The following is a 12,541-nucleotide window of genomic DNA, read 5'->3' as shown; positions in this document are numbered from 1 at the left end:
CAGGGGAGCAGAAGATCGAAATTCCCCTTGTCCTCAGTCCCCAGGGTTGTTTCATTTTCCTCCGAAAATGAAACAACCTTGGGTTTGGGGTGGAGTTAATTAAGCGCATCTTCATAGAGAATTGGTATAACTTAAACTAGCTTTTTTATACACAAAACCATGAATTCGCTAACTGCTAATTGGGTAACATATCCCAAACCTAACCCTGAAGCCAAAATCAGACTGTTCTGCTTCCATTATGCCGGGGGTGGGGCTGTGGCCTTTCGCTCTTGGTCAGATTATCTACCATCAACTGTTGAAGTTTGTCCGATCGAATTTCCCGGACGTAGTTACCGACTGCGAGAAACTCCCTTTACCCACATAGAACCTTTGCTCCAGAGTCTCACTCCCATCATTCTTCCCCACCTCAACAAACCCTTCGCTTTCTTCGGTCATAGTATGGGCGCATTAGTTAGCTTTGAACTAACCAGACTACTCCGCAAAGAGTATCATCTCAACCCATTACACTTGTTTGTTTCGGCACACCGTGCTCCACAAATTCCCGATCGCTATCCCCCAATTTACGCTCTACCCGAAGCGGAATTCATCAAAGAACTGCGTCGCTATAACGGCACACCCGAAGCCATACTCGAAAATGCAGAATTGATGGAACTATTGCTTCCTACTCTCCGAGCCGATTTTTCTGTCGTGGGAACTTACACCTACAAACCCGAATCACCTTTAGAATGTCCGATTACAGCTTTCGGTGGCTTAGAAGATTGGAAAGCTAACGCCCAAGACCTAGAACCCTGGCGAGAACAAACAAACTCTGCTTTCTCTAGGGAAATGTTTCCCGGAGATCATTTCTTCTTGCAATCAGCCCAATCTCTTTTGCTAGAACGCCTCTCACAATTACTCAATCAAACGATACTAGTGTAAAGTGAAGCCTTAATCATTTGTTAAATTTCCCAGAACCAAATATTAAGAAATTGATAGCAATCTATTAAAATTCTAGCGGTAGGGTGTGGGTGTTCACACCCAATCTCGGCTGAACAGTTATTGAAAACCCACACACTATGCTGGTATCTTTTATCCGAAATCTGAGTAAAAATAAGCTATTTAAGCCACAGGTATTAGTTCGTAAGGAAGTCTCTTTTGGGCTATTTACCGTTTTTGTAATTAGTTGTTTAATATCTATAGGCGCTGGTAATTGGTTTAATGCTAAGACCTCCGGCTCTAAGTCACTTCAGGTTGGCAATCTAGAACCAGACAATCAACAGTGGCAAGGGCCAAGGTTGAAAATGCCTACCATACAAGCTTTTCTTCCTTACCCGATCGCAAACACATCCCGTCTCAAGTTGGTCGCTGGATTAAAAAACCTGGAAACAGAGTTAGAAACCTCCTTAAAGAACTCAACCGGAGAAGTAATAGGTTTACTAAATGCTAGTCCTTGGCCGGAAATCCACGATCGAGCTAGGATGGCTAAAGTTCCCGTCCTCATGTATCACGATATCTTGCCTCGTAAAGAAGTATTTTTTGATGTCACTCCTCAACAACTAGAAGCCCATTTTCAGTTAATCAAAGCTAAAGGTGCAACTCCTGTTAGTCTCGACCAACTCATCAAACACTTACAAACAGGAATGCCCCTCCCAGAAAAACCAGTGATACTGACCTTTGATGATGGCTACGGAGGTCATTATAAATATGTTTATCCCCTACTGAAAAAATATGGCTATCCAGCAGTTTTTTCCATCTATACTGCTGGTGTAGGAAACAACACAGGTCGCAGTCATGTCAGTTGGCAAGAATTGCGGCAAATGGCAGCCGATCCATTAGTTACGATCGCCGCTCACAGCCTCACTCACCCACCCAGTTTAACCACCCTGTCAGACGGTCAGCTGCAAAAAGAGGTAATCAAATCCAAACAAATCTTACAAAATAATTTAGGGATTCCGATCAAATACTTTACCTACCCCAGCGGTAAGTATGACCCAAGAGTAGAAGCATGGGTAAAATTTGCTAAGTATCAAGCAGCACTGACGATGGATGACTCAAACGAGCAATTTGCTGGAGAGTCGAAAAACTTGTTGGGAATCGCCCGTTTCGGACAATCAAAAATCAAGACTGTACTCAAGCAAGCTTGGGGTGGTCCCCCGCTACCTCCACCTAGATTTGGTAATAGTATTGATTTTACGGCTCCCATCAGCAAACAAAAAATTACGATCGATCGAGTTTCCCTAGTTCTAATTAGCGGGGGTAAACCTACCACCATTCATGCCAACAAACGCGACACATTGCAAAATATTCTTGAGGGAACTGATGCCGTCGCCGCAGTCGATGGAGCATTTTTCTCCCTCAGATCGATGGCATCAAATGAAATGATTGGGCCGATCTTTAGTCATAACAGGCAACAATTTATCCCCAGCGGCGCAGGGGAACTGCCGAGAATAGCCGGACGACCCTTAGTTTTGATCGGTTCCCAAACAGCCAAGTTTACTCCCTTCAATCCCAATAAACACAATTCTTTGGCTGGCATTCGTACAGAAATGTCATCCGTCACCGATGCTTTTGTCGCCGCAGCATGGTTAGTGAAAAACGGCGAAGCTCAATCTGCCAAATCTTTTAATAAATTATTTGGTTTTGATGCTGCTCGCCATCGAGCATTTTGGGGTTTCAATCAAGCTGGACAGCCTATGATTGGGATATCTAAAATACCTGTTGATTCCGTAAAGTTGGGAGCTATCTTGGTGAAAGCTGGTTTTCAGGATGCCGTGATGCTCGATTCCGGCGCGAGTACTTCGTTAGTTTATCAAGGAAAATCTTTAGTAGAGTATACACCGCGTCCTGTGCCTCATGTGGTTGCTTTGCTTGACCCTGCCTCAACATTAAAAGTGAGCAAACTTGATGCACGGCAGAAATCTCCACAAAATAAACAAAATAAAAGGAGGACGTAACCCTGGTTTCGGGGACTGGGGACTGGGGACTAGGAAGAAGAAGAGGTAATTTTGCACCAAGAGGCGGAGCCTCTGTTTTCTCGTTTCCAGGTTGAACCTGGAAACGAGGATCTTGGAGGTTCTACCTCCTGTGGGGAAACTTTCTTCCCTATCAGCTATCCCTTGACAGTTTTTAGCGTTAGTAGCGATCGGGTTGATAGTTTTTTCAAGCTGATAAGCATGAAAATTGGCTATATTTTAACAAACAAAGTAAGCTTGATTAAAACATAGCCGATCGCGCAATCGATCGCCAATTCAAGGAAGTAAAATTATGTTTCTAGTAACTGGAGCCACTGGAGATTTAGGTCGCCGAATAGTGCGGTTGTTATGCGATCGTCAAAAGCCAGTACGTTCATTTGTCCGCCTCACCTCGCGTTACGGGGAATTAGAATACCGAGGTAGCGAAATATTTATCGGTGATTTACGACAAGATAAAGATATTTCTAAAGCTTGTCAGGGAGTTAAATATATCATCAGCGCTCATGGTGGAGAAGGCAATCCTTCAGAGGTTGATTATCGAGCAAATATTGAATTAATCGATCGAGCAAAAGCGATCGGAGTCCAACATTTTGTCTTTATTTCTGTGCTTGGGGCCGATCGAGGATACGAAGATGCGCCAACTTTTAAAGCTAAACGAGAAGTGGAAAAATACTTACAAGCTAGTGGCTTAAATTACACTATCTTACGTCCTTCAGGATTTGCTTCTAATGTTTTACAGTTAGCAGAAAGATTCCGAGAAACCGGGATTTATTTATTAATTGGAGACCCCAAAAATCGCGCTTCAATTGTCAGCACTGATGATTTGGCTCGCATTGCTGTAGAATCTACTAATGTAGCCGCAGCTAAAAATAAAATCTTTCCGGTTGGTGGCCCAGAAATTTTAGAACGAGGCGAAATTCCGCAAATTTTTGGCAAAATTTTTGACCAAGAACCTTTTGTCATTGGCGTGCCTTTGTTTCTGTTTGACGGGGTGCGAAGTGCGATCGGTCTAATTAACCCTTTTGTCAAAGATTCTTTAGGAACTCTGCGAGTATTACTAGGAAATGAATTCTTTTGTACCAGCGATGAAATTGCCAATTTGGAATCAACTTTTAATTTCAAGTTAGAAACATTAGAAATGTTTTTGCGCCGCTATTTGGGAATTTAAATGAAATAATAATCCCTCTAACAACCAAGCTAAATAAACGTTATATTGGCAATTTCAGCAATAAGAATCTAACACCTAAAGTCAATGAATTACCTTGCTCTAGCAACAGATTATGATGGTACGCTTGCCACAGATGGAAAGGTTGACGATCGCACTTTAGCAGCATTACAACAATGGCGAGATTCTGGACGCAAACTAATTTTAATTACAGGTCGTCAGTTGGATGATTTGTTGAACATTGCTACTTTTCTCGATTTGTTTGATTGGGTGGTAGCGGAGAACGGCGCAATGCTTTATCAACCAATTAGTAAGATTGAAAAACCATTAGGTGAACCTCCATCAGCAGAATTTATTCAACAGTTGAACGATCGCATTCAAAAAGCAACTCAAGCTAAAAATCAACAAAATTCTCAAGAATTCGCCCAGATTAAATCAGATTATCCAGTAGTCGGCGTTGGTAAAATTATCGTCGCAACTTGGGAACCTTACAGCGTAGAAGCACTTGCTTTAATTCAGGAAATGAACTTGGATTTACAAGTAATTCTAAATAAAGGTGCCGTAATGATTTTACCAAAAGGTATTGATAAAGAAACAGGTTTAATCGCCGCAGCTAATGAGTTAGGAATTTCGCTAGATGCGATCGTTGGTGTGGGAGATGCGGAAAATGATTTGGCATTTTTAAGTATTTGCGGTTATTCTGTTGCTGTTGCTAATGCCCTTCCTGCTGTAAAAGATCGAGTAGATTTGATAACTAAAAACAGTAGAGGCGCAGGTGTCACTGAGTTGATTGAATGGGGATTGGGGACTGGGGATTAGGGACTGGGTAAGTTTTGAGTTTTCCCCTTGCTTCACTTAGATCTTGCAGAGTATGGAGGTAGAACCTCCCAGATCCTCGTTCCCAGGTTCAACCTGGGAACGAAAAATGGAGGCTCTGCCTCTTGGTACTCTTATCTCACTTCACCCGATCGGGTGATTTAACCCGATACTACTTAATACTACAGTAAGTAGTATATTGAAGTATATCTGAATTACAAACCTTATGTTAACACTGACAAAGCGCTCCTACAGGGGTGAAACAGATTTGGAAGCGATCGTCAATCTCTGGGAAGCGTGCGAAGCAGTAGATCAACTGGAACAATGGACAACAGTTTCAGAACTGGAACGCGATTTTAATGACCCATCTTTCGACAAACAACGAGATTTACAACTTTGGGAAGATGAAACAGGTAAATTAATAGCTTCTGCTACATTGTGGCATCCCCTTGGGGAATTAACCGATGGTTATCTTGGGTTTCGCGTTCATCCTGACGTTCGTGGAAGAACTTTAGAAGGGGAAATTATCAATTGGGGAGAAGAACGTCTGCGGGAACTGGCAAAAGAACAAGGTGTTACCTCTGTTAAATTGCGTTGTAGCAGTCGGGACAATCGATTCGATCGCATCGCCATACTACAAGAAAATGGTTTCAGTGCCGATCGCTATTTTCTCACAATGGAACGCAGTCTAGAAGAACCACTCCCACAGCCGCAAATTCCCGCAGGTTTTACAGTTCGTTCCGTAATCCCCGAAAAAGATGCAGAAGCTTGGGTAGAAATGCACAACCAATCGTTTATCGATCACTGGAATCATCAAGATTTAGCACTAGAGGAATACAAACATTGGCGCAGCAATCCAGATTATAGACCAGAGTTGGATTTAGTAGCGATCGCACCCGACGGCACCTTTGCTTCCTACTGTTACAGTGCCATTTATCCCGAAGACAACAAACGCAGCGGTCGTCAAGAAGGTTGGGTAAATACCCTTGGAACTAGGCGCGGTTTTCGTCGCTTAGGACTTGGTAAAGCAATGTTACTTAGCGGAATGCAAAAGTTACTTGCAGCAGGAATGAACCTCGCCAAAATCGGTGTAGATTACGATAATCCCAACGGTGCGAGACAACTTTACGAATCCGTTGGTTTCCGCAAAGTCTATACCTGGGTATCGTACTACAAACAGATTTAGCTTTCTTTTCCCACCCCACCAAAAAAAGTTTGTTTTACCCCCTTGACACCTCTTGTATTATCTATGTAGTATATAAACATGGTGAGTTGAGGAAAGATATTTCTTCTTCTCACCTGCGAAATCTGCACCTTGAAAACTGAATAATTAATTAGGTAATAATTCTCAGACGAAATTGAGAAACCTTCACTTATGGATGGTCTATCATGTTGATACTTTACACCAAGTTATTTGGAAAGCCATCTACCAAATCTGACTCAAAAAACGAGCAGAAAAATTTGACTTCCAACCCCTCTGAGACAGAATTAAACACCCAACATTCTGAACATCTCAGACAAAACCAAATTAACGAAAAAAACAGACAAATTCAGCAAGATTATCATTTAGAGCGGCGTTGTTTTTGGTAAAATTTATGAGCTTTTAAACAGCCCTCCTTTATGAAAAATCTGTAATAAAATCTACAATAAGGAGGTGCTAAAATGGTACACATTCGCTTTGAAGGACGCTCCTACGATGTAACTGAGAGACAGCTAAATGTTACCCCTGGAATGAATGATAAAGCGATTAAGGAACATTTAGCACGACATTTAGATGTGGGATGCGATCGCCTACAACACTACGTAATTGACAGACGACCAAGCGGCGACTTAATTATCCGTCCAGAAGCAGTTTACGGCTAAAAATTTTGAGATTTCAAAACCGCTTAACCCAAAATTCAAATCTTGCAGCAAGGAGAGGTAGAACCTCCCAGCACTCGTTCCCAGGTTCAACCTGGGAACGAGAAACAGAGGCTCTGCCTCTTAGCGCCAGATCTGCAAAATCCAAAATCTAAAATCGTTTGTTCCGCACCCTAATCCAAAAAGCTTACACACAATTCGCCTGATTAAGCGGCAAGTTATAGGTGCAAATCCTATCGGCTCCACTGTCGGAAGTGAAAAGGAGAAAGACAAAGACAAAAGGAAGAAACACGCCTTTCTTTTGTCTATTCTTGGGGCCGTAGTTCAAATAGTAGAACTGCAAGTGACTAGCTTTTTTGACTTGTGCGGAACAATCTTATTTCTTACTAGTTGGAGGACAAACACTTCGCGCCCCAATTTAGAAAGCTTACATACTAGCTCATTGGTAGAGCAGTCGTCTCGTAAACGAACAGTAGTAGGTTCAAATCCTACGTATGAACAACAGCTTTCTTGACTTGCGTGAAGTGATTTTACTCAACATTAAATTAAGCTTGTATGATTAAAAAAATTAGCACTTCGCACCCCAACCGAAAAAGCCTACATACTAGCCAAATGGAAAAGGCGCTTGATTCGAGATCAAGATATACAGGTTCAAATCCTGTGTGTGACCCCAACAGCTTTTTCAACTTGTGCGAAGTGTTAATTTAACTAATACTCGCCAACAGTTAAAAACCTTGAACTATCACTCAGTTGATGAAATCAAAACCCTAATTGAAGCCTTCGAGAATTGTACATTACCCAGAATTGAATGGACACATCCCGCACATTTAACCGTTGGATTATGGTATCTAACTCATTATTCCGAAACAGAAGCAACGAATCGCATTCGTAACGGAATTCAAAAGTACAATTCAGCAATGGGAATCAAAACCACTAAAGATTCTGGCTATCACGAAACCCTAACAATATTTTGGATTCGCATAGTTAGCCAATTTATTACCACTCAACCCGATAAAGAAACTTTAGACTTAGCAAATAAACTAATCCAAAATTATGCAAACAAAAACTTACCCTTTGAATACTACAGCCATGATTTACTCATGTCTTGGTCAGCGAGAACAAATTGGGTAAAACCAGACTTAAAACCACTTTAATTACTTCCCATTACCAACTACTAATTACCAATTACCAAAAATAGCAGTTATCGCCGCGCCCTCACAGAGAGAGCTTACACACAGCTACCTCACAGGTAGCTCTATCCTACCACGATAGAAAGGTTCCTACATTGGATAGTAGGATGCAAGCCTGGGCCTTTAATAGCAGGCAAATTTAGCTCCCTCAACTTGCGCGGCTTATTATTAATAATTTTGCCGTGCGTGCGATATCTGCCCCTGACAATTTTGGATTTTAGATGATAAAAACCCGTTTCAAAAATGAGTCAGATCCCCCCTAACCCCCCTTAACAAGGGGGGAACCAGAGGAAGACTATTAAGATTACTCAGGAAACTAAATTAATTCAAATACCCCATTGGTAAGGGGAAAACTCCTTTCAAAGTCCCCCTTGGTAAGGGGGATTTAGGGGGATCTTCAATCTAAAATCACAAACTTTAATAAAAACTATTCAGGAGGTAGCCATGAATAATACAGAACGTGACTTGCGTTTAGAAATGTTGAACAGCTTGCTAACTACTCCTCACCGCAAGCTGGAAGAAGTAGCAGAAATTCACGAATTAATTGTGGAACTTGATCCAATTTTTTACGGACATTTAGCAGTTTGGTATCAGCGTCACGGTGATGTGCGCGACCATAAAGAAGTGTTCGTGGGTAATTTGTTAACTAGTAATTTGACAGAACACCGAGATGCTGGTTTTGTCATGTTACAACAGTTTCCGCCTTATGAAGTTTCCCGGATTATCGACTTCATGAAGCAGCATCGGGGAAAAGTTCCACGTTCTGCACGCACAGCTGTTAGTCGTTATTTGAGAGAACGGGAAAAGAGTCCGCAATTTTTCGATCGCGCAGCACTGCGGGGACGTAAGGCGATGAAGCATCTGTACGCAACATTGCACATTAAGCCTAATCAACGTGCAGATGCCGTATTGTTCAAAGATGCGCCGCCAACAGATAGCCTTGCTTTTATTTTGAAGCAACTGGCAAAATCTGCAACTCCCGCAGAACAGGCAGCTTTGATTGTAGAGCATAATATACCTTATGCAGTTGCGATCGGAGCAGTCAAACAAGTAACCCCAACAGTCCTAGTAGCGCTGATAAACTCCATGTCGCCGCAAGAGGTAATTAATAACCTCAAATCCCTCCAAGAACGAGGTGCAATGAATCACCCAGAAGTCAAAGCACTCATCGACAAAAAACTGGAAGAAGCGGCAAATGCTGACCGAATTTCTGCTTACAAAGCGCGTGTTGCTGCTGATGTTAGCAAACTCGATGCCCAAACAACTGCCAAGTTGGAAAAAGTCACCGACGAACAGGTGAAAAAGCGTGGCAAAATTGCTAAAACAACCGCATTATTAGTAGATAAATCAGGCTCAATGACAAATGCAATAGAAGTTGGTAAGCGACTTGCAGCCCTAATTTCTGGTATTTCCGAAGCTGATTTATTCGTCTATGCTTTCGACACCATGCCTTACCCAATTAAAGCAAACGGTAAGGAATTAAGTGACTGGGAACGTGCTTTTAAGCATATCAGAGCAGATGGTGGAACTAGTATCGGTTGTGCTTTGGAAACAATGCGCTTGAAAAAGCAGTCAATAGAACAAATCATCATTGTCACCGACGAAGGCGAAAATGCTGCACCTTACTTTGCTCAAACTTACCAAACATATTGCCGTGATTTAGCAGTAATGCCAAACGTGGTAATTGTGCGAGTTGGTTCTGCTTCTAATTATGTAGAAAGTCAACTCAAGCAAAAGCAAGTACCAGTAGAAACATTCACTTTTGCAGGTGATTACTACTCATTACCAAACTTAGTTCCTCTGCTGTCTCGTCCTTCTCGTTTAGAACTGTTGATGGAAATTTTAGACACACCATTACCAGTCCGAGATGATAAGTAGTTAACGCAGGGTGGCAGAAATAACCATTCAGTTGCAAAAAGTTCAATCGCTTTGTAAAAAGCTTTCTTTTTCCTGGAAATCCTCTGCCCTCTGCCTTCTACCCTCTTACAGTAGCAAGGTAAGCAATAACTATTTAGCAAAAAACATGGGGAATGCGGAATACACAGTATAGGAAGTGAAGAACTAAGGGGGTGACAAATCCTACTGTCTCTCTACTTATTTTTCTGCTCGGAAGCTAAAGGGGGTCAGCTGATGAGTGAATTATTCCTTTCTCAAGTGGAAATGTTTGCAGAACCAAAACAAGGTACTGTAGTGCAAACAATTGCACCCCATCGACGCGGTAGAGTGAAAGCAATGGGCAGCTATTGGCCTGCTGAATTTTACCAAGTAAACGAGCAAAAGCATCTACCTCCTGACGCACCAATTTTAATAGTTGGGATTCGGGATATCACTTTATTAGTAATTCCTGTTTCTTAAGCACAGCTAAATAAAAGGGATTATTGATTGAGAAAATTCCTAGTTTTTTTGTTACTAATCCCTGAATAAGTGAGGTGAGGTAAAGATGCTTCTCTATCGCCCTGTAGGTTTAAAAGAACTCGACTTAATTGCCAGAACAAACTTTAAAGCTTTCCCTCCCCGTCTTCCTGTACAACCAATTTTTTATCCGGTACTCAATTTTGAGTATGCCCAAAAAATTGCCCGTGATTGGAATACGAAAAGCAGCGGTCATGCTGGTTTTGTCACCAAGTTTGAGGTACAAGATAGCTATGTTAAAAAATTTCCTGTACAAACGGTAGGTAGTCGAATTTGCCAAGAATTGTGGGTACCAGCAGAAGAATTAATAGAGTTCAATCGTCATATTCTTGGTGAAATTCAAGTTGTAGCTGCGTATTATGGCGAGGATTTTCGAGGTGAAATTGACCCCAAAACAAATTTACCAAAGAGCCTAAAAATCCCAGCTTTATAAAAAGTAGGGTGCGTTAGGCGCAGCCGTAACGCACCTTTAACCTAGCGGGTAGAAAAAATAATCATCTTTTTAAATACTATGAAACTATCTGAAGCTTTAATTCTAAGAGCAGATTGCCAAAAAAGAGTTGAGCAATTGCGCCAAAGACTGATGAGAAGTGCTAAAGTGCAAGAGGGAGAGCAACCACCAGAAGATCCCTCAGCATTGCTGGCTGAATTAGAAACAACATTGCGCGAACTGGCTAATTTAATTCAGAGAATTAACAAAACTAACTCTCTGACAAATCTCCGAGAAGGAGTGACTATATCTGATGCTTTAGCACAAAGAGATATACTTTTGCTAAGACGCAGTGTTTACGATTCTTTAGTTAACGCAGCTGCGTTAAATCAAAACCGATATAGTCAATCTGAAATTAAGTATTTCAGTACAGTTAATATTACTGAATTGCAAGCACAAGTCGATCGCTTGTCTAGAGAATGCCGAGAGTTGGATACAACAATTCAAGCAGCGAACTGGAATACCGAATTAATGGATTAAGCAAGTTGGTAGTTAAAGCAATAGAGGCGAGTATAAAACCTTTCCACCCAATCTCATAAATTGGTTATGGCTAGGTATTAGGGGCAATACTTCCTATTACAAATTACGCCCAGTATTGTCACAAGTGTAAAGTGCATTGTTAAAGTTACAACCATGTACTGATCTATTGATTTTAGCGAGGGTGGGTTAGGGGTTAATTGCTTAATCAAAAGTTTTTGAACTTGAAAAAAGCAGGTGGTGTCATGAGTGATTTACAATCTGTATACAAACTTATCGCCTTAGAAGTGCAACAGCGAATAGCTGAATTAAATGTTACTGATTTTGATTCACCTATACCTAAAGGTGTAAGTAGAAAAGTTAAAAAGCTTTCGCGAAAAAGCGTGCATTTTTTGCGAAATAGTCGTTATTTTCACAAGCTCAGCTGCTAATAGTAAAATTTAACAAAGTATTGTAAATCAATTTCTGGTCAAATGTATTACAATATAAGACAACTGTTTCTATATGCTCAAGTAGTGGCTGTGAAGCGATGGGAGGAATATTAATAAATTTTAAAGATATGCAGATGGACAATTCTCGCTTGGTTAAAATCAGCAAATATCTCAGTAAGCATTTGCGGCATACACCGGAAGAAATAGGTATTACACTAGCAGAAGGAGGCTGGGTTTCTGTTGCAGAATTAATGGAAGCGAGTCAAAAAAATGGGTTTTTGTTCACTCGTGCTGAATTGGATGAAGTAGTTGCTAAAAATGATAAAAAGCGCTTTTCTTTTGACTCTACTGGAAAATTAATTCGAGCAAATCAAGGTCACAGTGTAGAGGTTGATTTGCTGTTGACTCCCACTTTGCCGCCAGATGTGTTATATCACGGAACAGGAGCTAATACAGTGGAACTTATTTGGCAAGATGGGGTGTGTAAAATGTCTCGACATCATGTACATTTAACTAGAAGCATTAGTGTTGCTAAAAAAGTGGGAACGAGGCATGGTAAACCTGTAGTTTTTGCTGTAGATGCAGCAGCAATGTATAAAGATGGACATGATTTTTACTGTTCGGAGAATGGAGTTTGGTTAGTCGATCGCGTACCACCTAAGTATTTACAACTGTTGCCAAATTAAATCTGCTGATTAAAACTAGTAAAAATCTCCGACAATTAGCCACCATAACATTGAAATTTAATT

13 protein-coding genes and 1 tRNA gene are annotated in these 12,541 nt (G+C 41.1%); all 14 read left to right on the top strand.

Going from position 1 to position 12,541, the window contains the following annotated elements:
- Nucleotides 1-159: 159 nt before the first annotated feature.
- The 14 genes from ACE1CA_RS21000 to ACE1CA_RS20935 all read left to right on the top strand — a co-directional run bounded on the left by ACE1CA_RS21000 (nt 160) and on the right by ACE1CA_RS20935 (nt 12,478).
- Nucleotides 160-918: a thioesterase II family protein gene (locus ACE1CA_RS21000; protein WP_413279124.1), complete on the top strand. Its 759-nt coding sequence runs from the start codon at nt 160-162 to the stop codon at nt 916-918.
- A 137-nt stretch (nt 919-1,055) separates the two neighbouring features.
- Nucleotides 1,056-2,933 carry a polysaccharide deacetylase family protein gene (locus ACE1CA_RS20995; protein ID WP_413279123.1) on the top strand — a complete coding sequence of 626 codons (1,878 nt, stop codon included), beginning with the start codon at nt 1,056-1,058 and terminating at the stop codon, nt 2,931-2,933.
- A 310-nt stretch (nt 2,934-3,243) separates the two neighbouring features.
- Entirely contained in the window at nt 3,244-4,119 is an 876-nt protein-coding gene (locus ACE1CA_RS20990; protein WP_413279122.1) for an SDR family oxidoreductase, read from the top strand.
- A gap of 84 nt (nt 4,120-4,203) precedes the next feature.
- Nucleotides 4,204-4,935: an HAD family hydrolase gene (locus tag ACE1CA_RS20985; protein ID WP_413279121.1), complete on the top strand. Its 732-nt coding sequence runs from the start codon at nt 4,204-4,206 to the stop codon at nt 4,933-4,935.
- Nucleotides 4,936-5,158: 223 nt separating this feature from the next.
- A complete protein-coding gene (locus tag ACE1CA_RS20980; RefSeq protein WP_413279120.1) occupies nt 5,159-6,118 on the top strand; it encodes a GNAT family N-acetyltransferase in 960 nt (319 codons plus the stop codon).
- Nucleotides 6,119-6,594: 476 nt separating this feature from the next.
- The gene (locus ACE1CA_RS20975) at nt 6,595-6,795 is read left to right on the top strand and encodes a hypothetical protein (RefSeq protein WP_413279119.1); all 201 of its coding nucleotides are present in this window, start codon (nt 6,595-6,597) and stop codon (nt 6,793-6,795) included.
- 425 nt (nt 6,796-7,220) lie between these two features.
- A tRNA-Thr gene (locus tag ACE1CA_RS20970) sits at nt 7,221-7,289 on the top strand.
- Between the two features lie 192 nt (nt 7,290-7,481).
- Nucleotides 7,482-7,946, top strand: coding sequence for a hypothetical protein (locus tag ACE1CA_RS20965; RefSeq protein ID WP_413279118.1), 465 nt, complete (start codon nt 7,482-7,484; stop codon nt 7,944-7,946).
- A gap of 480 nt (nt 7,947-8,426) precedes the next feature.
- Complete coding sequence (locus ACE1CA_RS20960) at nt 8,427-9,860, top strand: vWA domain-containing protein (RefSeq protein ID WP_413279117.1); 1,434 nt, start codon at nt 8,427-8,429, stop codon at nt 9,858-9,860.
- A gap of 252 nt (nt 9,861-10,112) precedes the next feature.
- Nucleotides 10,113-10,337, top strand: coding sequence for an NfeD family protein (locus tag ACE1CA_RS20955; protein WP_413279116.1), 225 nt, complete (start codon nt 10,113-10,115; stop codon nt 10,335-10,337).
- An 85-nt stretch (nt 10,338-10,422) separates the two neighbouring features.
- The gene (locus ACE1CA_RS20950) at nt 10,423-10,827 is read left to right on the top strand and encodes a hypothetical protein (protein ID WP_413279115.1); all 405 of its coding nucleotides are present in this window, start codon (nt 10,423-10,425) and stop codon (nt 10,825-10,827) included.
- Between the two features lie 78 nt (nt 10,828-10,905).
- Nucleotides 10,906-11,364, top strand: a complete 459-nt coding sequence (locus ACE1CA_RS20945; RefSeq protein ID WP_413279114.1) for a DIP1984 family protein — start codon at nt 10,906-10,908, stop codon at nt 11,362-11,364.
- Between the two features lie 242 nt (nt 11,365-11,606).
- Complete coding sequence (locus ACE1CA_RS20940; RefSeq protein WP_486517467.1) at nt 11,607-11,792, top strand: hypothetical protein; 186 nt, start codon at nt 11,607-11,609, stop codon at nt 11,790-11,792.
- A 134-nt stretch (nt 11,793-11,926) separates the two neighbouring features.
- The gene (locus ACE1CA_RS20935; RefSeq protein WP_413279113.1) at nt 11,927-12,478 is read left to right on the top strand and encodes an RNA 2'-phosphotransferase; all 552 of its coding nucleotides are present in this window, start codon (nt 11,927-11,929) and stop codon (nt 12,476-12,478) included.
- Nucleotides 12,479-12,541: the final 63 nt, after the last annotated feature.

It is taken from the genome of Floridaenema evergladense BLCC-F167 (assembly GCF_041929205.2).
In the GTDB taxonomy this organism is placed as follows: Bacteria; Cyanobacteriota; Cyanobacteriia; order Cyanobacteriales; family Aerosakkonemataceae; genus Floridanema; species Floridanema evergladense.
Note: the sequence above shows the minus strand (reverse complement) of the source record. Positions and strands in the feature narration are given on the sequence as shown.